This window comes from Nonomuraea sp. NPDC049655 (genome assembly GCF_044465465.1).
In the GTDB taxonomy this organism is placed as follows: Bacteria; Actinomycetota; Actinomycetes; order Streptosporangiales; family Streptosporangiaceae; genus Nonomuraea.
Genome location: NZ_JBITLS010000001.1, coordinates 518,264 through 539,479, shown reverse-complemented (window position 1 = coordinate 539,479; position 21,216 = coordinate 518,264). Strand labels below are relative to the sequence as shown.

General features: G+C 74.3%; 18 protein-coding genes. 8 read left to right on the top strand and 10 right to left on the bottom strand.

What is annotated here, in order from left to right:
• Positions 1-92 precede the first annotated feature (92 nt).
• Positions 93-338, top strand: coding sequence for a hypothetical protein (locus ACIBQ6_RS02395; protein WP_397209788.1), 246 nt, complete (start codon positions 93-95; stop codon positions 336-338).
• On the opposite strand, the gene ACIBQ6_RS02390 is transcribed toward ACIBQ6_RS02395, so the two are convergent.
• A complete protein-coding gene (locus ACIBQ6_RS02390; RefSeq protein ID WP_358301630.1) occupies positions 322-945 on the bottom strand; it encodes a response regulator transcription factor in 624 nt (207 codons plus the stop codon). The genes ACIBQ6_RS02395 and ACIBQ6_RS02390 overlap by 17 nt on opposite strands.
• Positions 942-2,126, bottom strand: coding sequence for a sensor histidine kinase (locus tag ACIBQ6_RS02385; protein ID WP_364338349.1), 1,185 nt, complete (start codon positions 2,124-2,126; stop codon positions 942-944). The genes ACIBQ6_RS02390 and ACIBQ6_RS02385 overlap by 4 nt, the downstream gene beginning before the upstream one ends.
• A 148-nt stretch (positions 2,127-2,274) precedes the next feature.
• On the opposite strand from ACIBQ6_RS02385, the gene ACIBQ6_RS02380 reads away from it, so the two are divergent.
• Together ACIBQ6_RS02380 and ACIBQ6_RS02375 are read left to right on the top strand one after the other, a co-directional pair.
• On the top strand, positions 2,275-3,363 hold the full coding sequence (locus tag ACIBQ6_RS02380; protein ID WP_397210362.1) for an FtsX-like permease family protein: 1,089 nt from the start codon (positions 2,275-2,277) through the stop codon (positions 3,361-3,363).
• Positions 3,360-4,049: an ABC transporter ATP-binding protein gene (locus ACIBQ6_RS02375; RefSeq protein ID WP_397209787.1), complete on the top strand. Its 690-nt coding sequence runs from the start codon at positions 3,360-3,362 to the stop codon at positions 4,047-4,049. The genes ACIBQ6_RS02380 and ACIBQ6_RS02375 overlap by 4 nt, the downstream gene beginning before the upstream one ends.
• A 30-nt stretch (positions 4,050-4,079) precedes the next feature.
• Here the strand turns inward: ACIBQ6_RS02375 and ACIBQ6_RS02370 are convergent, their stop codons facing one another.
• The 3 genes from ACIBQ6_RS02370 to ACIBQ6_RS02360 form a co-directional block, all read right to left on the bottom strand.
• Positions 4,080-4,829 carry a hemerythrin domain-containing protein gene (locus ACIBQ6_RS02370; protein ID WP_397209786.1) on the bottom strand — a complete coding sequence of 250 codons (750 nt, stop codon included), beginning with the start codon at positions 4,827-4,829 and terminating at the stop codon, positions 4,080-4,082.
• 107 nt (positions 4,830-4,936) lie between these two features.
• On the bottom strand, positions 4,937-6,790 hold the full coding sequence (locus tag ACIBQ6_RS02365; RefSeq protein WP_397209785.1) for a vWA domain-containing protein: 1,854 nt from the start codon (positions 6,788-6,790) through the stop codon (positions 4,937-4,939).
• A gap of 160 nt (positions 6,791-6,950) precedes the next feature.
• A complete protein-coding gene (locus tag ACIBQ6_RS02360; RefSeq protein WP_397209784.1) occupies positions 6,951-8,213 on the bottom strand; it encodes an MFS transporter in 1,263 nt (420 codons plus the stop codon).
• 183 nt (positions 8,214-8,396) lie between these two features.
• Here ACIBQ6_RS02360 and ACIBQ6_RS02355 point away from each other — a divergent pair, with 183 nt between their 5' ends.
• From ACIBQ6_RS02355 to ACIBQ6_RS02345, 3 genes are all read left to right on the top strand, one after another.
• On the top strand, positions 8,397-9,785 hold the full coding sequence (locus tag ACIBQ6_RS02355; RefSeq protein WP_397209783.1) for a rhodanese-like domain-containing protein: 1,389 nt from the start codon (positions 8,397-8,399) through the stop codon (positions 9,783-9,785).
• 75 nt (positions 9,786-9,860) lie between these two features.
• A complete protein-coding gene (locus ACIBQ6_RS02350; protein WP_397209782.1) occupies positions 9,861-10,433 on the top strand; it encodes a rhodanese-like domain-containing protein in 573 nt (190 codons plus the stop codon).
• Positions 10,430-11,278, top strand: coding sequence for a sulfite exporter TauE/SafE family protein (locus tag ACIBQ6_RS02345; protein WP_352323726.1), 849 nt, complete (start codon positions 10,430-10,432; stop codon positions 11,276-11,278). The genes ACIBQ6_RS02350 and ACIBQ6_RS02345 overlap by 4 nt, the downstream gene beginning before the upstream one ends.
• Here the strand turns inward: ACIBQ6_RS02345 and pta are convergent.
• Positions 11,264-13,324, bottom strand: a complete 2,061-nt coding sequence (gene pta, locus ACIBQ6_RS02340) for a phosphate acetyltransferase (RefSeq protein WP_397159961.1) — start codon at positions 13,322-13,324, stop codon at positions 11,264-11,266. The genes ACIBQ6_RS02345 and pta overlap by 15 nt on opposite strands.
• A gap of 159 nt (positions 13,325-13,483) precedes the next feature.
• Here pta and ACIBQ6_RS02335 point away from each other — a divergent pair, with 159 nt between their 5' ends.
• The gene (locus tag ACIBQ6_RS02335; RefSeq protein WP_397209781.1) at positions 13,484-16,387 is read left to right on the top strand and encodes a pyridoxamine 5'-phosphate oxidase family protein; all 2,904 of its coding nucleotides are present in this window, start codon (positions 13,484-13,486) and stop codon (positions 16,385-16,387) included.
• Between the two features lie 24 nt (positions 16,388-16,411).
• Here ACIBQ6_RS02335 and ACIBQ6_RS02330 read toward each other — a convergent pair whose 3' ends face one another.
• Genes ACIBQ6_RS02330 through ACIBQ6_RS02320 form a run of 3 tightly spaced genes read right to left on the bottom strand, consistent with a single transcriptional unit; the run spans position 16,412 to position 19,308 of the window.
• Complete coding sequence (locus tag ACIBQ6_RS02330; protein ID WP_397209780.1) at positions 16,412-17,536, bottom strand: M50 family metallopeptidase; 1,125 nt, start codon at positions 17,534-17,536, stop codon at positions 16,412-16,414.
• A gap of 46 nt (positions 17,537-17,582) precedes the next feature.
• Positions 17,583-18,428, bottom strand: coding sequence for a universal stress protein (locus tag ACIBQ6_RS02325; RefSeq protein WP_397209779.1), 846 nt, complete (start codon positions 18,426-18,428; stop codon positions 17,583-17,585).
• Between the two features lie 40 nt (positions 18,429-18,468).
• Positions 18,469-19,308, bottom strand: a complete 840-nt coding sequence (locus ACIBQ6_RS02320; protein WP_358301668.1) for a universal stress protein — start codon at positions 19,306-19,308, stop codon at positions 18,469-18,471.
• 222 nt (positions 19,309-19,530) lie between these two features.
• Here ACIBQ6_RS02320 and ACIBQ6_RS02315 point away from each other — a divergent pair, with 222 nt between their 5' ends.
• Positions 19,531-20,442, top strand: a complete 912-nt coding sequence (locus tag ACIBQ6_RS02315; protein ID WP_397209778.1) for a universal stress protein — start codon at positions 19,531-19,533, stop codon at positions 20,440-20,442.
• Between the two features lie 10 nt (positions 20,443-20,452).
• On the opposite strand, the gene ACIBQ6_RS02310 is transcribed toward ACIBQ6_RS02315, so the two are convergent.
• Positions 20,453-21,163 carry a universal stress protein gene (locus tag ACIBQ6_RS02310; protein WP_358301674.1) on the bottom strand — a complete coding sequence of 237 codons (711 nt, stop codon included), beginning with the start codon at positions 21,161-21,163 and terminating at the stop codon, positions 20,453-20,455.
• Positions 21,164-21,216: the final 53 nt, after the last annotated feature.

The window sequence follows — 21,216 nt, the reverse complement described above, 5'->3', positions numbered from 1 at the left end:
CGTTCCTCGGAGCGGCGGCCGCACCGCCCGGAATGCTCTTTCTTGGGGCTCTCCTTGCCCTCATCGCAGACTGCCGAGGGCAGGACGCTCACATGGCAGACCTTCCCGTCCAGGACCGGACGGACTTCGAGCACGCCGATCGCGGCTTCGTCGCCAGGCTGACCCCCGGCGTGGTCAGGACGTCCGGGGGCGAGGTCGTCTGGGACAACGACGTCTACGACTTCCTGACCGGCGACTGCGACACCTGGCCTCCCTGCTGGAGCAGCCCCAGCCGGACTTCGCCATCGTCACGCCCTGATGACCCGAGCGCCGCGCCGCGGCTCACGGCGGGCGGATGAGGCCCCGCTTCGAGGCCGCCGCGACGGCCGCGGTGCGGGAGTCCACGTCCAGCTTGGTGTAGATGTGCGCCAGGTGGGTCTTGACGGTGGTCTCGCTGAGGAACATCACCTTGCTGATCTGCCGGTTCGACAGGCCGGCGGCGACGTGCCCGAGCACCTCCAGCTCGCGCGGGCTGAGCGTGGCGTCGGGGGCGCGGACCCGGCCCAGCAGGCGGGCGGCCACGCTCGGCGCCAGGGCGCTGGCGCCCGCGGCGGCCGACCGGATGGCGGCGTGCAGGTCCTCCGACGGGGCGTCCTTGAGCAGGTAGCCGGTCGCGCCGGACTCGATGGCGGCCACGATGTCGGCGTCGGTGTCGAACGTCGTCAGCACCAGGACGCGGGGGCCGTCCAGGGCGACGATCCGGCGGGTCGCCTCGCTGCCGTGCATGCCCGTCCCCAGTTGCAGGTCCATCAGCACGACGTCGGGGGCGAGCGTGGCGGCCAGACGCACGCCCTCCTGCCCGGTGGCGGCCTCGCCGACCAGGTCGAAGTCGGGCTGCCCGGCGAGCATGGCGCGCAGGCCGGAGCGGACCACGGGATGGTCGTCCACCAGGACGATCCGGATCACGGCCCCTCCAGCGGCGGCAGCGGCAGGGTCGCCACGACGGCCGTGCCCTCGCCGGGGGCCGACTCCACGGTGAGGCTGCCGCCCAGGGCGCTCACCCGTTCGCGCATCGCGCGCAGGCCGTAGCCGGCCGAACGCCCGGGGTCGAAGCCCCGGCCGTCGTCGTACACGTCCAGCATGACCACGTCGTCCAGGTAGGTGAGGGTCACCCCGGCGTGGCCGGCGCCGGAGTGGCGGCTGACGTTGCCGAGGGCGCCCTGGGCGACGCGCAGCAGCGTCGCGTCGTAGTCGGCGGGCAGCGGCGCCGGGGTGCCGGAGACCTCGAAGCGCGCCTGGATGGGCGTGCCCGCCACGGCGGAGTCGCCGGCCCTGCGCAGCGCGGCGGCCAGCGACGAGTGCCGCAGCGCCGCGGGGGCCAGGCCGCGGACGAAGTTCCTGGCCTCCTCCAGGTTCTCCTTGGCCGCGTCCGCCGCCTCGGTGATGCGGCGCTCGGCGGCCGGGAGGTCGTCGGCCAGGTCCCGCCGGGCCGCCCGCAGCAGCAGGATGATGCTGGACATGCCCTGTGCCAGGGTGTCGTGGATCTCTCTGGCCAGGCGTTCCCGCTCGGCCAGCCGTACGGCGTCGCCCTCCGCCTGGAGCAGTTTCCCGCGCGTGCGGACCAGGTCGTCGATCAGCAGGCGGCGCTGCTCGCTCTCGGCGTGCAGCGCCTTGTAGACCATCGCCATCAAGGTGGCCACCGCCGCGCCTATCGTCGGGCCGATGACCAGGGCGGCGGTCAGCCGGCCCTCGTGCCAGGCGGCGGCCAGGACGGCCGCGACGGTCAGCGCCGCCACGCCCGGCAGCGCGACCGCCAGCGGCAGCAGGTGCAGGTAGGCGAAGAAGAGCGGGAAGGCCAGCCAGACGAACTGCGGCGCGGCCAGCGCGAGCAGCGCCCACCCGGCCGTGGTCAGCACCAGCCAGATCCGGCCCAGCAGCAGGTGCGTCGGCCCGCCGAAGTGCGGCAGCCGCGCCTCGATGGTGATGCCCGCCGCGTAGAGGACGCCGAGGAGCGCTCCGCCCAGCGTCGGCGCGAGCCGTCCGGTCCCGGCGACGCCGGCCAGCGCGATCGCCAGGAGGGTCGCGAACGTGCCGTGCACGGTCCAGCGGAGCAGGCGGAGGGCGGGCGGGAACGGATAGTCAGACATCTCTCACCAAGCGTATGCGACGGCCCTGCGCCACAAATCGTCCGAAAGAAGTATTACGGGCGGACCGCATGCACGATGCGCGGCCGATCCGGCGGCGCGCACGCTGGAGCACGTCAACGTGACCTTCAACCGCAACGGGGGACGCGCCGTGTTCGTGGCGCTCAGAGACCTGCGCTTCGCGAAGGGACGGTTCGCTCTCATGGGCGCCGTCGTCTTCCTCATCACCCTCCTGGTGACCATGTTGTCCGGCCTGACCGCCGGGCTGGCGCGGGAGAACATCTCGGCCGTGGAGGGCCTGCCCGCCGGGCACCTCGTCTTCGCCGGCGGCGGGAAACCGTCCTTCGCCGACAGCCGCGTCACCGACCGGACCTGGCAGGAGTGGCGGCGGGCGACCGGCGGCGCCGCCGAGCGGCTGGGCGTCTCCATGTCGCGGCTCGGCTACGACGGCGACGGGAGCGCGGGGGTGGCGCTCTTCGGCGTCCAGCCGGGCGGCGCCCTCGCCGAGGGGCGGCCCGTGGACGACGGGAAGGTCGTCCTCTCCGCCGCGCTCGCCGCCGACACCGGGGTGGGCGCCGGGAACACGGTGCGGATCGCGGGCCGGGACTTCACCGTGTCCGGCGTCGGCGGCCAGGCGTCCTACAGCCACACGCCCGTCGTCTGGGTCGGCATCGGCGACTGGGAGCGGATGGGCCGCCAGACCGGCGCCGACAGCGTGGCGACCGTCCTGGCGCTGCCCGCCGGTGACACGGGGCTGCCTGCCGGTGGCACGGCCGGTCTGGCCGCGGCCGACGCGCGGCTCGGCACCACGACGGTCCCGCTGTCGCAGGCGCCCGCCGCGATCGGCTCCTTCTCCTCCGAGAACGGGTCGCTCCAGCTCATGCGCGGGTTCCTGTTCGCGATCTCGGCCCTGGTCATCGGGGCCTTCTTCACCGTCTGGACGATCCAGCGGCGCGGCGACGTCGCCGTGCTCAAGGCCCTGGGCGCGAGCTCCGGCTACCTGCTGCGGGACGCGCTCGCCCAGGCGGTCATCGTGCTGCTGGGCGGCGCGGGCGCCGGCGGCCTGCTCGGCGCGGGCCTCGGCGCGCTGGCCGAGGGCACGGTGCCGTTCGTGTTGTCGGCGGCCACCACCGTGGCGCCGGTGGCCGTGCTGATCGTCCTCGGCGCCGCCGGGGCCGCGCTGGCCATCCGCAAGATCACCTCTGTCGACCCGCTGACCGCCCTGGGAGCCTCCCGATGACACTCAAGCTGACCGACGTCGTCCTGACCTATCCCGACGGCGACCGTACGCTGACCGCGCTCGACCACGTCAGCCTGGCCGTCGCGGCGGGCGAGTTCGCCGCGGTGGTCGGCCCGTCCGGCTCCGGCAAGTCGAGCCTGCTCGCCGTCGCCGCCACCCTGATCACGCCCGCCGCGGGCAGCGTGATCATCGCCGGGCAGGACGTCTCAAGAGCCGGCCAGGCGGCCCGCACCAGGGTTCGCCGCGACCACGTCGGCATCGTGTTCCAGCAGGCCAACCTGCTGCCCTCGCTCACCGCGCTGGACCAGCTCCTGGTGATGGCGCACCTGGCCGGCGAGTCCCCGCGCGCGGCCGGCCCGCGGGCGCGGGAGCTGCTGCTCGCCGTCGACCTGGGCGGCAAGGAGCACAAACGTCCGCACCAGCTGTCCGGCGGCGAGCGCCAGCGCGTCAACATCGCCCGCGCCCTGATGAACTCCCCCGAGGTGCTGCTGGTGGACGAGCCCACCAGCGCGCTCGACCACCACCGGGGCGAGCGCATCGTCTCCCTGCTGGCCGACCTCACCAGGCGCAACGACCTGGCCACCGTCATGGTCACGCACGACCTGGCCGCCCTGGACCAGGTGGACACCGTCCTGTCCATGGACGACGGCAGGCTCGGCGAACGCGCCGCCACCCGGGTCGCCTGACCGGGCCCGCGCCGCGAGCACCGGCCGGGGTCAGCCGCGCGGGGTGAACTGGTCGAGGTCGTAGATGCCGAGCGCCTTCTCGATGTCGGCCACCTGCGCGACCACGCCGGTGAAGCCGGCCGCGCCGAATCGGCGGTGCTCCTCGTCCTCGAACGTCTCGGCCAGCTCGGCGAACTCCTTGGGCGGGATGACGGCCCGCATGGCGGGGAAGACCACGGTGTCCTCGCGCGCCTCGTGCGGCTCGTACATGCGGACGAAGGCGGCCAGGTCGGCGGTCAGGCCGCGGCGGACGCTCTGGGGAACGGGCCGCGCGGTGGCGTCCAGGATGCGGCCGGTCAGGACGCGTCCGCGCCGGTGCTGCCGGATCAGCACGGGCACGACGTCGGTGAGCCTGCCCGCCCCGACCAGGCGCGGGAAGACATAACGCTCTTCCAGCCGCTCGTGGTAGTCCTCGACGAACGTGCGGATGATCCCGGCCCCGGCGTGCAGGGGGCCGACCGGCACCCGCTCCCCGGCGCCGATCCGCCGGACGCCCTCCCGGTAGACCAGCAGGACGCGCTTGAGGACCCCGTGCTCGCGCATGAGGTCCTCCGGCGGCGTGACCGGCACCTCCCCGGCCCGCTCCGGGCCGGGGGCGGGGCTGGCCGTCGCGGCACTGCGGGCCGGCCGCGCGGTGTCGCAGCCGGTCAGCATCGCCGAGCCGCAGGCCAGGGCGACGGGCATGGCCAGCATCTCGCGACGGCGCACGCTCGCCGGCCCGCCGCCTGCTTCGTCCCGCATCGTCCGCCCCCGTTCCCGAGCCGCCCCTCCCAGGTGCTGCCCGTCGGCCGGCGGTCCGACGCGAAGGCGCGGGTAATCCTTGTGCCGGGAACGCGTCTACCTGCGGGCTACCACTCCTCGTTCCAAGCCTCGTCAGGGTCGGACCACTCCTGCGGGTGCGGGCAGGCGAAGGCCGATTTGTGGCAGACGTCGTGCCAGCCCGGGTGCTCCTCGCAGTGGTCCCAGTACGGATGCCCGCCGTGGCAGTGCTCCGGACGGGTCGGCGTGGGCTTCGGCGTGGGCGTGGGCGTCGGGGTCGGCGTGGGCGTGACGGTCGGCGGGACCGTGGGCGTCGGCGTGACCGTCGGGGTCGGGGTCACCGTCGGAGTGGGCGTCGGTGTCGGTGTCGGAGTGGGCGTGGGCGTGGGCGTCGGGGTCGGGGTCGGCGCGGGCGGGCGGTTGTAGACGGTGCAGCTGACGGCAGCGTCGCTCGGCACCTCGACCGTGAAGCCGAGGCCGCCGCTGTTGCTCACCGGCACCTCGACGCCGGTGTCGATCAGGCGGCAGACGGCGTTGCGCCCGTCCTGGGTGACCAGGGTGTGACCGGGGTGCTGGGCCTCGGTGACGGTGACGTCGGCCGACGCGGTCTGGCTGAAGGTGAGGTCGAAGTTGACCGACCCCGTGCCGTCGCCGGTCGTCGACTCGGTGGCGGGCAGCCCGCCGATGCCCGGCGTGGTGGTCTCGGCGGTGAAGTCCCAGCCGGGGCCGGCCGGGGTGGCGCCGGTGACGTCCTCACCGGTGTTGCCGGACGGGACGAGCTGCTTGATCACCGACAGCGACCCCTCGCACTGGGCGCGGACGATCTCCCGCAACGCCTGCCCGGCGGCGGCGTAGTCGCTGGTCTGGAAGTAGTCGGCGGCGACCGCGTTGGAGCCGTCGAAGGCGGTCGTGCCGGAGATGGCGCGCAGGTTGAGCGCGGTCAGGCCGGTCACGCCGTTGCCGACGCCGACGGCCAGGACGCGGGTGCCCTCGGCCTTGACCGCGTTGGCGGAGAAGATCCCGGCCTCCACCTCGGCGATGCGGGTGTTGCTGCCGTCGCCGAGCAGGGTGTCGTAGTAGGTGGGGTTGCCGTCGGTGAGCACCACCAGCAGGTCGTAGCGCGGCGCGGCCTCGGCGACCGCCCACAGGCCGCGGTCCCAGTTGGTGCCGCTGCCGAGCTGCCAGTCGGCGTACTGGTTCTTGAACGCCTCGGCGCCCGCCTCGGTGGAGACCGGCATGAGGTCGGGGTTGTTCGTGGTGCCGGCGCTGGGCGAGTTGCGGTCGAAGGTGAACAGCGCCATCCGGGACGGGGTGCCGGTGAGCGCGTCGGTGAAGGTGTCGGCGGCCGCCTTCAGGTCGGGCAGCGCGCTGCCCACCGAGGCCGACAGGTCGAGCAGCAGCGCGACGTCGAGGCCGCAGGTGAGATCGGGCCGGGGGTTGACCCGTGACTGCTGCCAGATCCCGGTCGAGGCGGTGGCGTCCGCGCGGGTGTCGTTGATCATGAAGTCGCTGGTGGAGGAGTACGTGGTGCCGCTCTCCAGTGCGGGGGTCTGGAAGACGTACGGCGTGGCGACGGAGTTCGATCCGCTGCCGCGGCCGGTGCGCAGCTCGGGGTTGGTGTACCAGCCGCCGGGGGCGGAGATCTGCTTGACGTAGAAGCGGGCGCCGGCGTTGTCGCCGCCCGGCTCGGTGCCGGGGACGACGAAGCTGCAGTCGCCGTCGTCGTCCGAGACGCACACGCCCCAGTCGGCCTCGACCGGGACGGCCGCGTCGGGCGTGGCGAACAGGCCGAGCTCGACCCCGGCCAGCGGCCCCACGGTGGTGTCGCCGGTGCGGTCGCCGCCGGTGCGCACCGTCACGACCGAGGTGTCCGGCGACGGATCGGGCACGACCAGCGGGGACGACGGGACCGCGAGCAGCCCCGCGCACAACACTTTCGCCATCCTGCCGGCGACTATGCGAACACTCTTCATCTTCCCCCCAGAGCGATCCGATCACTACGGACTGTAACCAGGAGTGGATCAAAGGGCGCTTCCGCCGTCCCCGGCCGCGCGATCAATGCCGACCGCACCTTGGGACGCGCTTGACCTGGGACAGGCCCCGTCAGCCCGCCGTACGGTCAGTGATCCAGCGGGCGGCGAGCAGGCCGGAGACGGCGGTGAGGACGGCCCCCGCGACGACCGTGGCGCCGAGGCCGAGCACGTCGGCGAGCACCCCGGCGACCAGGGCTCCCGCCGCGTAGCCGACGTCGCGCCAGAAGCGGTAGGCGCCCAGGGCGTTGGCCCGCCAGGAGGGGTGGGCGCGGTCGGAGACCGAGGCGATGAGGGCGGGGTAGACCATGGCGGTGCCGAGCCCGAGGACGACGGCGGACAGGACCCCGGCGAGCAGGGCGTCGCCCAGCGGGGCGACGGCCAGGAGGAGCCCGCCGGCCTGGACGAGCATGCCGGTGACGATGAGGGGTTTGCGGCCGAGGCGGTCGGCGAGGTGCCCGGCGGGGATCTGGCCGACGCCCCACAGCAGCGGGTACAGGCCCTTGATCAGGCCGACGGCGGCCAGGCCCAGGCCGTGGTCGGTGAACAGGAGGGGGAAGACGCCCCAGGTGAGGCCGTCGTTGAGGTTGTTGACCAGGCCGGCCTGGCTGACGCCGCGCAGCGAGCGGTCGCGCCAGGACGTGCGGGCGAACGCGGCCGCCGGACCGATGTCCCCGCCGGCCGGCCGGGGGTGCCGGTCGAGTTCGAGGGCCACGTGGGCGGCGGTGTCGCGGACGGCCAGGGCCAGGGCCAGCCCGGCCGCGACGAAGACGACGCCGACGAGCTCGGGAAGGGGCCGCAGGCCGTGACGGGTGGCGAGGTAGCCGGTGAGCAGGGCGGTGGCGCCGACGGCGGTGTACCCCGCGGCCTCGTTGAGGCCGGTGGCCAGCCCCCGCCGGGCGGGCCCGACCAGGTCGATCTTCATGTTGACGGTCATCGACCAGGTCAGGCCCTGGTTGAGGCCGAGCAGGACGTTCGCGGCCACGATCCACCCCCAGGAGGGCGCCCAGGCCAGGGCGAACGGGACGGGGATCCCGATCAGCCAGCCGGCCACCAGGAGCCGCTTGCGGCGGAACCGGGCCGTCAGCGCTCCGGCGGCCAGGTTGGTGACCGCCTTGGTGAGCCCGAAGGCGACGATGAAGGAGAAGACGGCGAGGTCGCTGGTCAGGCCGAAGGCGTGGGTGCCGATGAGCGGCACGGTGGTGCGTTCGAGGCCCACCAGGCCGCCGACGGCGACGTTGACGACGACCAGCAGCGAGAACTGCAGGGCGTTCGCCCGGAGCCCTAGGCGTACGGGGGGTCGGCCGGCCGGGGCGGGAGCGGAGGTGTTCTGCACGACGGAGGTCCCTTCGCGCCTGGATTGCCGGATGGATATGTCCAGGTCACCATACCCCCCCAGGTATCTTGGGCAATACCACGGGGGGTATTTGACATCCTCTCCGCGGAGAACCTACTGTCGGGTCGTCGATACCCCCCCGGGTATCAACCCACTGGCCGCGTTCCTCACGAAGGGATTGCCGTGTTCTTCACCCAGTACTACCTGGACTGCCTCTCGCAGGCGTCGTACATGATCGCCGACGAGGGGACCGGTCGCGCGGTGGTCGTCGACCCCCGGCGGGACGTCTCCGAGTACCTGGCCGACGCCCGCGCGCACGGCCTGACCGTCGTCGGCGTCGTCAACACCCACTTCCACGCCGACTTCGTCGCCGGCCACCTGGAGCTGGCCGACAGCACCGGCGCCTGGATCGGCTACGGCCGCCGCGCCGAGACCGAGTACCCCATCCGCAAGCTCGGCGACGGCGAGCGCATCTCCCTCGGCGACGTCACCCTGGAGATCATGGAGACGCCCGGCCACACCCCGGAGTCGATCAGCGTCCTGGTCCACGAGCACGCCGAGGACCCCGTCCCGTACGGGGTGCTGACCGGCGACGCCCTGTTCATCGGCGACGTCGGCCGCCCCGACCTGCTCGCCTCCGTCGGCGTCACCCCCGGGGAACTGGGCGCGATGTTGTACGACAGCGTGCAGAACAGGCTCATGGGCCTGCCCGACGCGGTGCGGGTCTTCCCCGCCCACGGCGCCGGCTCGGCCTGCGGCAAGAACCTCTCGGCCGAGAAGCAGTCGACCATCGGCGAGCAGCGGGCCACCAACTACGCGTGCGCGCCGATGGACCGCGAGACGTTCGTCGCGCTCGTCACCGCCGGGCAGCCCGCCGCCCCCGGTTACTTCGCCTACGACGCCGACCTCAACCGCAGGGACCGCGCCCGCTACGACGCCTCGGCGGCGCCCGTGCCGCTGACCCTCGACGGGTTCACCGAACTGAGGGCCGCCGGCACGGTCGTGGTGGACGCCCGCGACCCGCAGGACTTCGCCGCCGGGCACCTGCGCGGCGCGGTGAACGTGCCCGCCGACGGGCGCTTCGCCGAGCAGGCGGGCACCGTGCTCGACCCGGCCGCCGAGCTGGTCGTCATGGCGCCGCAGAACCGCGAGGAGGAGGTCGTCACCCGCCTGGCCCGGATCGGCTTCGACCGCGTCGCGGGTTACCTGCGCAACCCCGACGACGCGCTGGTGGCCCTGGCCGCCGAGGTCGCCCCGGCCAGCCGCCTGACCGCCGCGCAGCTGCGCGCCGCGCTCGCCGGCGACGCCCCGCCCGTCGTCGTGGACGTGCGCACCGCGGGCGAGCGCGAGGCGAACGGCTTCATCGACGCCGCGCTGCACATGCCGCTGAGCGAGCTGCCCGCCCGCAGCGGCGAGCTGCCCGCCGACCGGCCCGTCGTCCTGCACTGCGCGGGCGGTCACCGCTCCTCCGTCGCGGCGAGCCTGCTGCGGCACCGCGGCTTCCAGGACGTCTCCGACGTGCTCGGCGGCTACGCCGCGTGGGCCCTGTCGGCCGAGCCGGCCGGCGTCTGACCGGACCGTTCCCCGTCCCTGTCCTACACATATGTCTACTAGATACCCCCCGGGGTATCGGCGAAGGAAAGACCCATGAACACCTCCTCCGTCCTCACCCCCACCGTGCTGCAGCGGCTCGTCCAGGAAGGGCGGGCGCCGCGGCTGCTCGACGTGCGCACGCCCGGCGAGTTCCGCACGGCGCACATCCCCGGCTCGTACAACGTGCCGCTGAACACCCTGCGCGAGCACCGGGCCGAGCTGCTGACCCACCTGGACGAGGACGTCGTGCTCGTCTGCCGCTCCGGGGCGCGGGCCGCGCAGGCCGGGCAGGCCCTCGCCGAGGCCGGGCTGCCGAACCTGCGCGTCCTGGAGGGCGGCATCGTCGCGTGGGAGACGGCCGGCGCGTCCCTGGAGCGGGGGCCCGAGCGGTGGGACATCGAGCGCCAGGTGCGGCTCGTGGCCGGTTCCGTCGTCCTGGTCACCGGTCTGGCCGGGATCTTCCTGCCCGGCGCGCACCTGATCGGCACCGCGATCGGCGCGGGCCTGACGTACGCGGCCGTCAGCAACTCCTGTGCCATGGGCGTCCTGCTGTCCCGGCTGCCCTACAACCGCGGGCCGCGCACCGACATCCGCACGGTGCTCGCGGAGCTGCGGACCACCCCGTGACCGTGCTGATCGTCGCGGCGTCACTGCTCGTCGGGGTCAGCCTCGGCGTGCTGGGCGGCGGCGGCTCGATCCTGACCGTGCCGATCCTGGTCTACCTGGCCGGGCAGGACACCAAGGAGGCGATCGCCACCTCGCTGTTCGTCGTCGGCGTCACCAGCCTGGCCGCGCTGGTCCCGCACGCGCGGGCCCGGCGGATCCGCTGGCGGACCGGGCTGCTCTTCGGCGCGTTCAGCATGGCCGGCGCGTACGGCGGCGGACGCCTCGCCGAGTACGTCCCCGGCACGGCGCTGCTCGTCGCCTTCGCCCTGATGATGCTGGCCACGGCGGTCGCGATGCTGCGCCGGCCCCGCAACCCCAGGAAGCGGGCGCGGCCCGCCCACGGCGACCTGCCGCTGCCGCACATCGCGGCGGAGGGCCTGGTCGTCGGGGCGGTGACGGGGCTGGTCGGCTCCGGCGGCGGTTTCCTCGTCGTCCCGGCGCTCGCCCTGCTGGGCGGGCTGCCGATGGGCGTCGCGGTCGGCACCTCGCTGCTCGTCATCGCGATGAAGTCGTTCGCCGGCCTCGCCGGGCACCTGGCGGGCGTCGCGATCGACTGGCGTCTCGCCCTGATCGTGACGGCGTCCGCGGTGATCGGCAGCCTGGCCGGCGGCCGGCTCGCGGGCCGCATCCCGCAGGACGCGCTGCGCACGGCGTTCGGCTGGTTCGTCGTCGTCATGGGCGTGTTCGTGCTCGTCCAGCAGGCCGGCGCCGCCGTCTGGAGCCATCCGGCCACGTGGGCGGGGGTCGTGGCCGTGCTGGCCGCCGTCCTCGCCGCCCGCCGGTGGCGCGCCTCAGGCGCCGGCTGACGGGCCCGAGGACGCCGGTTCGTCGCGCACCTGGGCGGCCGTGACCGCCACGGTGGTGACGATGTCGGCCACGGTGGCGCCCCTGGACAGGTCGTTGACCGGCCTGCGCAGCCCCTGCAGCACCGGCCCCACCGCGACCGCCCCCGCGCTGCGCTGGACGGCCTTGTACAGGTTGTTGCCGGTGTTCAGGTCGGGCACCACGAAGACGGTGGCGTGCCCGGCCACCTGGCTGCCGGGCATCTTGGCCCGCGCCACGGCCGGGTCCACCGCGGCGTCGTACTGGATCGGCCCTTCCACCTGGAGGTCCGGGCGGCGCTGACGGACCAGCTCGGTGGCGGCGCGCACCTTGTCGACCTCGGCGCCCGCGCCCGAGGTGCCCGTCGAGTACGACAACATCGCGATCCTGGGCTCGACGCCGAACATCGCCGCGGTGCGGGCCGAGGCGATCGCGATGTCGGCGAGCTGCTCGGCGGTGGGGTCGGGGTTGACCGCGCAGTCGCCGTAGACCAGGACCCGGTCGGCCAGGCACATGAAGAACACGCTGGAGACCAGCCCGAGCCGCAGGATCTCGAACGCCGGCCTGATCGTGTGCGCGGTGGTGTGCGTCGCGCCGGAGACCATGCCGTCGGCCAGGCCGGCGTGGACCATGAGCGTGCCGAAGTAGGAGACGTCGGTGACGGTGTCGCGGGCCAGCTCGACGGTCATCCCCCGGTGCGCCCGCGCCTCGGCGTAGGCGTGCGCGAACCGCTCGCGCAGCTCCGGGTCGAACGGGCTGAGCACCCTGGCCGCGGCCAGGTCGAGGCCGAGCTGGGCGGCCTGGACCCTGATGCGTTCGGCGTCGCCGAGCAGGGTGAGGTCGGCCACGTCCCGGCGCAGCAGGATGTCGGCCGCGCGCAGGATGCGTGGCTCCTCGCCCTCGGGCAGCACGATGTGCCTGCGCCGGGCGCGGGCCCGGTCCAGCAGCTCGTACTCGAACATCAGCGGCGTGACGACGTCGGTCTTGGCGATGTCCAGCCGTTCCAGCAGCAGCGGGCCGTCCACGTGCTCGGCGAACAGGCGCAGCGCCGCGTCGATCTTGCCGCCCGCCTCGGGCGTGAACCGCCCCTCCACGGCCGACAGCCGGGTCGCGGTGTCGAACGTGTCGTGACCGGTGGCGATCACCGGCAGCGGGATCTCCATGCCGCGCAGCAGCCGTTCCACCGAGCCGGGCAGCTCGGTGCCGCCGGTGAGCACCACCGCCGACAGGGCCGGGAAGCCCGGCGAGGTGTGCGCGGCGATCAGGCCGGGCAGCAGCGCGGCCGCCCGGTCGGACGGGATGATCACCGCCGCGCCCTCGGTGAGACGCTCCAGGATGCCGGGCAGCGACATCGCGCCCACCATCAGCGCGCTCGCCTCCCGGCCGAGCCCGTCGCGCTCGCCGAGGAAGAACCAGCCGTCGCAGGCGTCGAGCAGGTCGGCGACCGTCGGCGCCCGCAGCGAAGGGGTCTCCGGCAGCACGAACACGGGCGTCGCATGGCTGAACGCGAGCGGCCCGCCGGTCGAGCGGGTGACCACGACCGCGAGCTCCTGGGCGTGATGGTGGGCCAGCTCCCTGGAGGACACCTCGACCGCCGCGGCGGTGCGGGCGGCCGTCCGGCCCCTGCCGCTCACCACGTTGATCACCGGAGTGCCCAGGTCGGCGGCCAGCCGGGCGTTGAACCCGAACTCCGTCGGCGCGCCCACGTCGGTGTAGTCGGTGCCGACCACCACGACCGCGTCGCAGCGCCGGGCCAGCGCGCGGAAGCGGGCCACGATGTCGCCGGCCGCCCGCTCGACGTCGGCGTGCACCTCGTCATAGGTGACCCCCGCGCACGCCTCGTAGGGCAGGGCGAGCTGGAACCGGCTGCGGATGGTGTTGACCAGGCCGTCCTCGCGTCCGGCCCGTACCACCGGGCGGAACACGCCCACGCTTCCCACCTGCCGGGACAGCAGCTCGACCAGGCCCAGGGCGACGGTCCCCTTGTTGCTTCCCGCTTCGCCGGCGGCGACGTACACAGCTCGTGTCATGACACTCATTCTCGACGCCCCCGCCGGGTCCGGAACGCCATCGGGCCCGGATCAGTGCCGTACGCCCCAGGTGGCAGGGACCAAGGTCCCTGTCTTGGGGGTGAGGCAGGTGGGTAGCGTCATCGTCATGGCCGCCTTGACCCGGTCCGTGGGGTCGCGATGAACCCGTGGACGCTCACGTACGAGGGCTTCGCCCCGGGCTCGGCCGGGCTGCGGGAGGCGCTGTGCACGCTCGGCAACGGCCGCTTCGCCACCCGCGGCGCCACGCCCGAGGGCCGGATCCGCACGCCCGGCACCTACCACGCGGGCTGCTACGACCGTCTGGCCTCGCAGGTGGGCGGCCGGACGGTCGTCAACGAGGACCTGGTCAACCTGCCCGACTGGCTGCCGCTCGGCTTCGCCACCCCCGGCCAGGACTGGTTCAGCCCGGAGCTGGCCGACCTGCTCGGCTACACCCAGGAGCTCGACCTGCGCCACGGGGTGCTGCGGCGGGAGCTGCGCTGGCGCGACGCGCGGGGCCGGGTCACCCGGGTGCGGCAACGCCGCCTGGTCTCCATGGCCGATCCCGCCCTGGCCGCCCTGGAGACGACCTTCACCGCGGAGAACTGGTCGGGCCCGCTGCGCGTCCGCGCCGGGCTGGACGGGCGCGTCACCAACAGCGGCGTCGAACGTTACCGCGACCTGCGCGGCGACCACCTGACGGAGCACGCCACGGGCCACCGCGACGGGCTGACCTGGCTGACCGCGACCACCCGCGCCTCCCGCGTCACCGTCGCGCTCGCCGCCCGCGCCGACGCCCCCTCCCCCGGCTCGCCCTCCATGGAGCCCGACCACGTCGCCAGCGAGCACGTGCTGACGGTGACCGAGGGCACGCCGGTGACGTTCACGAAGGTCGTCGCCCTGCTGACCTCGCGCGATCCCGCCGTGCACGACCCGCTGTCGGCCGCCCTGCGCCGCGCGGCCACGGCCCCGGGCTTCGCCGAGCTGCTGGAGGCGCACGCCGCGGCCTGGGAGCGGCTGTGGGAGCGGGCCGAGCTGAACGTGGACGGGCCGGAGCTGTCGCAGATCGTCCACCTGCACATCTTCCACCTGCTCCAGACCCTGTCGCCGCACACCGCCGACCTCGACGCCGGGGTGCCGGCGCGGGGCCTGCACGGCGAGGCGTACCGGGGGCACGTGTTCTGGGACGAGCTGTTCGTCCTGCCCTGGCTCAACCTGCGCTTCCCCGAGATCTCCCGCGGCCTGCTGCGCTACCGGTGGCGCCGCCTGCCCGAGGCCCGCGCGGCCGCCCGGTCGGCCGGGTACGAGGGCGCGATGTTCCCCTGGCAGAGCGGCAGCGACGGCCAGGAGGAGACCCAGACCTACCACCTCAACCCCGCCTCGGGACGCTGGCTGCCGGACGTCTCCCACCTGCAGCGCCACGTCGGCCTCGCCATCGCCTACAACGTGTGGCAGTACCGCCTGGCCACCGGCTCCATGCCGTCGTGGTGCGCCGACCTGCTGATCGCCATCGCGCGGTTCTTCGCCTCGCTGGCCGTGCTCGACCCCGTCTCCGGCCGGTACGAGATCCGCGGCGTCATGGGCCCGGACGAGTACCACACCGCCTACCCCGGCGCCGCCGAGCCGGGCCTGGCCAACAACGCCTACACCAACGTCATGACCGTGTGGCTGCTGCGGCACGCCCTCCGGCTCGGCGCGGCCGGCGCGCGGGAGGCGGCGCGGTGGGAGGACATCACCCGCCGCATGCGGGTCGACTTCCACGACGGCGTGATCAGCCAGTTCACCGGCTACGCCGGGCTCGCCGAGCTGGACTGGGAGCGGTACGCGGGCGTCCGCCGCCTCGACCGCGCCCTGGAGGCCGACGGCGACGACGTGAACCGCTACAAGGCGTCCAAGCAGGCCGACACGCTGATGCTGTTCTACCTGCTGGGCGCCGACGAGCTGCTGGCGATCCTCGACGGGCTCGGCTACCCGGCCGACCCCGGCCTGATCCCGCGGACGACCGCCTACTACCTCGACCGCACCAGCCACGGCTCCACGCTGAGCGCGGTCGTGCACGCCTGGGTGTTGTCGCGCTGCGACCGGGCGCGCTCCTGGCAGTTCTTCGCCGAGGCGCTGGTCGGGGACGTGCACGACGTCCAGGGCGGCACCACCGCCGAGGGCGTGCACCTGGGCGCGATGGCCGGGACGGTGGACATGCTGCAACGCTGCTACCTGGGCCTGGAGCCGAGGCCCGAGGGCCTGTTCCTCGACCCTCTGCTGCCCGGACGGCTCGGCACGCTCTCGTTGCCGGTCCTGTTCCGCGGACGCCGGATCACCATCGAGGCCGGCCACGACGGCACGCGGGTCGACGGCGTCCCCGTCCCGAGCGGCGCGGGCCTCGTCCTCACGGAGAGAGAGATGATCATGACGAACAGTGGCGACTTCGGACGCCGGGTGGCCCACCACCGCGACCGGCTGGGCCTCACCGTCGACCAGCTGGCCGAGCGCGCCGACATGTCCCCCGGGTACGTCACGTACCTGGAGGGCCACCTCGGCATCCCGGACAGGAACACGGTGACCCGCCTGGCCACCGCCCTGGAGACGACCCCGCAGGACCTGCTGGGCGGTGGCCGCGACCGCCCGCCGGGCCCCGGCGCCGGCCCGGACGAGCCGGTCCTGGAGGTCCTCGACCCCGAGGAGTGCCTGCGTCTGGTCGCGCCGGGCGGGATCGGGCGGATCGCGTTCAACGGCTCGCACGGGCCCACGGTGCTGCCCGTCAACTACCGGCTGCACGAGGGCGCCGTGCTGTTCCGCACGTCCCACGGCGGGCCCATGGACCAGGACCTGCGCACCGGCCTGGAGGGCGTGGACATCATGATCGGCTTCCAGGTGGACCGGATCGACGAGGTGCGCAAGGAGGGCTGGAGCGTGCTGATCCAGGGGCCCGCCCACCACGTGCCCGAGGACGAGGTCGCCAAGCTGGCCGACGCGGGCGTCACGCCATGGGCGGGCGGGGAACGTCATCTCTACATCCGGGTCGTGCCGCACCAGGTCACCGGCCGCCGGATCCACGGCCTGTGAGCCGGCCGCCGCCGTGGACCCGCGTCACACGGGGGCGGCGGGCCGCAGCAGCGCCTGTTGCAGCGCCCTGCCGAGGTCGGCGTCGGTGATCATGCCGGTGACCGCGCTGCCCTCGACGACCACCGCCGACAGACCGCCCACCCGGGACGGACGTTCCAGCAGGGCGGCCGCGTCGTCGTCCGGCGACAGGACGCGCGGCGGCTTCTGGGCGGCGACCAGCGTCTCCACCCTGGTGTCCCCCCTGCGCTCGGCGGGCACGGCGAGCAGGGTCTCCAGCGAGACCACGCCGAGCGGCGCCCCGTCGAGCCCCACGACGGGGAAGACGGACTGGTGCGAGCCGAGCACCACCGTGTCGACCAGCCCCTGCACGGTCAGCCACGCGGGGGCCAGGTCCGGCGTGGCCGTCATGACGTCCCGCACCAGCACTCCCCCGAGGCCGCGCCGGGCCGCCCTGCTCATGATCTCGCCGCGGGCGGCGCCCGCGATGTACCAGCCGGTGATCACCACCCACATCCCGCCCAGCGGGTTCCACACCCAGATCACGACGAACCCGGTGAAGGTCAGCGCCATGCCGATCGCGTAACCGGCCCGCGCGGCGCCGGCGTCGGCGCGGGCGCGGTCGCCGTGGCGGCTCCACATCAGGCCGTGCAGCACCCGCCCGCCGTCGAGCGGGCTGCCGGGCAGCAGGTTGAACACGCCCAGGACGAGGTTCATCATGGCCAGCCACGCCGCGGCGGCCCTGGGCACGCCCGGCGGCAGCACGGCCGTCACGGCGAGGGCGAGACCGCCCAGCAGCAGGCTCGCGGCGGGGCCGGCGGCCGCCGTCACCACCTCGGCCCCGGGCGTCCGCGCCTCGTCGCGGAACTGCGTGACGCCGCCCAGCGCCCAGAGGGTGACGGACTCCACCTCCATGCCGCACCGCTTGGCCACCAGCGCGTGCGCCAGCTCGTGCGCGAGCAGGGACACCATGAGCAACAGTCCCGTGAGCGCGCCGGCGACCCAGTACGTCGTCCTGCCCGCGCCCGGGGCGGCGACGGCCAGGACCCCGGAGCCCAATCCCACCGCCACGAGCAGGACGATGGCCAGCGCGGACCAGTGAGCGCCGACGGGGATGCCCGCCACCCGTCCGAAGCGCAGGGTTTGCCTCATACTTCCAGCTTGCATGCTTCTCGACCCTCCTGACCAGGGACGACCTCTAGGGGCGGACCACCGCGACGGCGCAGCGGGCGTGGTGCAGCACTCCCCTGCTGACCGAGCCGAGCACCAGCGAGCCGAACGTGCCCCGCCCGTGGGAGCCGACCACGACCAGGTCGCAGGGGGCCCCGGTGAGCGCCTCGACCGGATGCGCGCTCTGGACGTCCTCCACTATCGTCACCTCGGGGCACCTCTCCCGCCATCCGGCCGTCCGGGCGCGGACCGCCTCGTGCTGGGCGGCGCGCACCTCGTCCAGGTCGTAGGCGATCTCGGGGGCGAAGGCGTGCACGGGGATCTGCCAGGCGCGGATCAGGCGCAGCCGGGCGCCGCGCAGCCTGGCCTGCTCGAAGGCGTAACCGATGGCCGGCTCGCAGACGTCGGAGTCGTCGATCCCGACGCCGATCTCGGCGACCGGCCCGCCGCCCTCGGCGCGCACCACCACCACGGGACAGGCGGCGTGCCCGGCCACGTGCGTGGTCACCGATCCCAGCAGCGCGCCGGCGAAACCGCCCAGCCCCCGGTTGCCGATGACCAGCTCGTCCGCCTGCCGCGCCTGATCCAGCAGGACGGCCGCGGGCGTCCCCTCGACGGCCTCGGCGTGCAGCCGCACCGACGGCTGCCGGGCGCGCGCGGCGGTCTCGGCCGCCTCCAGCACCTTGGCCGCCGCCAGCAGCAGGTAGTTGCCCTGGCCGTAGTCGGGGAACCTGGTGACGGCGTACGGCTGCCGGTCCAGGGCGTGCACGATCCGCAGCTGCGCGCCCGTCCGCGCGGCGTCGTCGGCGGCCCAGCCGACCGCCGCGGCGGCGGGGGCCGAGCCGTCGGCTCCCACCACGATCACACCGGCCATGACGCCCCCTCGTCCGACACTCCGAACACCTCCGGTCCCGTCATCCCTTCTCCGCGCGCGGCCGTACCACCGCCACCGGGCAGGCCGCGTGATGCAGCACGCCGTGGCTCACCGAGCCGAGCACCGCGGAGGAGAAGCCGCCCCGTCCGCGCGAGCCGACCACGACGAGGTCCGCGGCGGCGGCCGCCTCGGTGAGCGCGGCCACGGGGTGCCCGCGCACCTGCTCGTCGGTGATCTCGACGTCGGGGTTCTCGCTCCGGCACGGGTTCACCCGCGCCTGGGCCGCCCTCGCCTCCTCCTGGAAGGAGTCGGCCAGCAGGTGGCTGTAGGCCGCCCAGTACGGCGAGACCGCCGGCGCCTGCCAGGCGTAGACCACGTGCAGCCGGGCGCGCCGCGCACGGGCCTGCTCGACGGCGTACGCCATGGCCTGGCGCGATCCCGCCGAGCCGTCGTCGCCGGCCACCACCAGGTCGTGCCGGACGGCGACCACCCCGCGGACGACCACGACGGTCCCGGCGGCGTGCCCGGCCACCGCCCGGCCCACCGACCCCAGCACCATGCCGGCGAAGCCGCCCATGCCCCTGCTGCCCAGCACCAGGCTGTCGGCCGTGGCCGATTCGACGATCAGCGCGTCGATCACGTTGCCCGCCAGCATCTCGGCGGTGACCTCGACGCCCCCGCCGATCGCGCGGGCCCGGCCGGCGGCCGCCTCCAGCGCGCCCACGCAGTACCGGGCGCCGTCCACGCCGAGCACCCACTGCTCGCACACGTGCACGAGCCGGAGCGGCAACCCTCTGCGCTGGGCGTCGCCGGCGGCCCATTCCACCGCGGCGGTCGATGACGCGGAGCCGTCCACCGCGGCCACGATCCGTCCGCGCATCTTCCCTCCTTCGCGCCTTCGACATCCCCATACCCGCCATAACGGATATAAGGGGCGTAAACACACCAAAAGTCGCCGCTGTCCCCTCCAACTTCGGGACCCGGCGCGCGACGGGCAAGCAGGCTAGGCCAAGAGTTTCCTCCCCTGTGGGGCTCGTCCCGCCGGTCCAGGGAAGGCTCATCCGCGCAGGTAACCGGACAGAATCCGCTCCCGGAGGCGGCAGTGATCGACGCCCACGCCGGCCGGCCCGTGCTCGTCGGGTACGACGACTCGACCGAGAGCCGCCACGCGCTGCACTGGGCGGTCGCCGACGCGCGCCTGCGCGGGCTGCCCGTCCTGGTCTGCCACGCCCTGCACTGGCCCTACGCACCCAGACCCATCGCCCAGGAGATCATGCGGCACGTCGAGCCGGTGGCGCTCGGCGTCGTGGACGAGGGCGTCCGGCGGGCCAGGGAGCTGGCCCCGGAGCTGGACGTGCAGCCGCTCCTGGGCCGGGGCACCCCCTCGGCGGTGTTGCTGGAGGCCGCGCGCGAGGCGGAGCTGACGGTGCTCGGATCGCGCGGGCAGGGCGGGTTCGAGGGGCTTCAGGTGGGGTCGGCCGCCGTCCAGGTGCCCGCGCACAGCGTCACGCCGGTCGTGGTCGTCCGGCCGCCGCTCCAGCCGCCCACCCGCCAGGACGTCAGGATCGTGGCCGGCCTGGACGGCTCACCCGCCAGCCTGGCCGCCTTCGACCTCGCCCTGGACGAGGCCGCCCTGCGCGAGGGCACCGTGACGGCCCTGTGCTGCTGGGCCGACTGCGGGTCGTCGTCCTGGCAGGAGCCGCTGCCCTTCGTGGACTCGCACGCGCTGCGCAAAGGCGCGGAGAACCGCTTCCGCGAGGTCGTCTCCCACCTGGCCCGCAGACGCCCCGAGGTGACGGTGGTCACCGAGTTCCTGACCGAACGCCCCCAGCGCGTGCTGATCGAGGCCTCCAAGGACGCCACGCTCCTCGTGCTCGGCAACCGGGGTAACGAGGCCCCTCCCTGCCTGCTGCTCGGTGCGGTGACGCAGGCCGCCCTGCTGGAGTCCAGGTGCCCGGTCGCGGTGGCGCCCGCGGCCGTGCTGAACCCGCGGCTGCCGCCCGCGTCCGGGTGACGCGGGGAGCTCAGGGGCGGTCGCCCGGCACCACCGCGACCGGGCAGGGCGCGTGCTGCGGAAGGGAGCTCGCGGTGCCGAGATGCGCGGCCCGCGGCCGGCCGACCACGACCAGCGTCGCCCGCTCGTGGGGCTCACCCTGCTCCACCTGGACCTCCGGACGGCGAGCCGCCCACTCCCCCAGGTCGGCGGAGGCCGCGAGCGGCAGCCCGCGCAGGGCCGCCTCGGCGAAGGCGAACTCGACGACCGCCGCGTCCGGCTCCCGCTCGGCCAGGACGACCGGGCCGGGACGGGTGGCCTTCGGCAGCGGCCCCGGCCCGCGTACGACGATCACCGGGCACTCGGCGTGCGCGGCGGCGTACCCGGCCACCGAACCGACCACCACCCTGGGCAGCGCGCTCAGCCCCCGCGAGCCGACCACGACGAGCGTGGCGTCGCCGGACAGCTCCACCAGCCGCTGGGCGGCCGGGCCCTCGTACAGGTCGGTCTCCACGCGGACGCCCGAGCTGGTGGAGCGGGCGCACTCGGCGCCGTGCCACAGGACGTGCTCGGCCGCCTTGCGCAGGTGGGCCTTGGCCTCCTCCTCCGCCTCGCCGTACGGCCATTGCCAGGCGTGGACGACGGTCAGCGGCAGGTTCCTGAGCTCGGCCTCGTCCAGCGCCCAGTCCAGGGCCTGGACGGAGAAGTCCGAGCCGTCGTAGCCGAGCACGATGCGATCCATGTCCGTGATCCCTTCAGACGTCGCTGAAAGTCAGCCTCGGTCCCGCGAGGCCG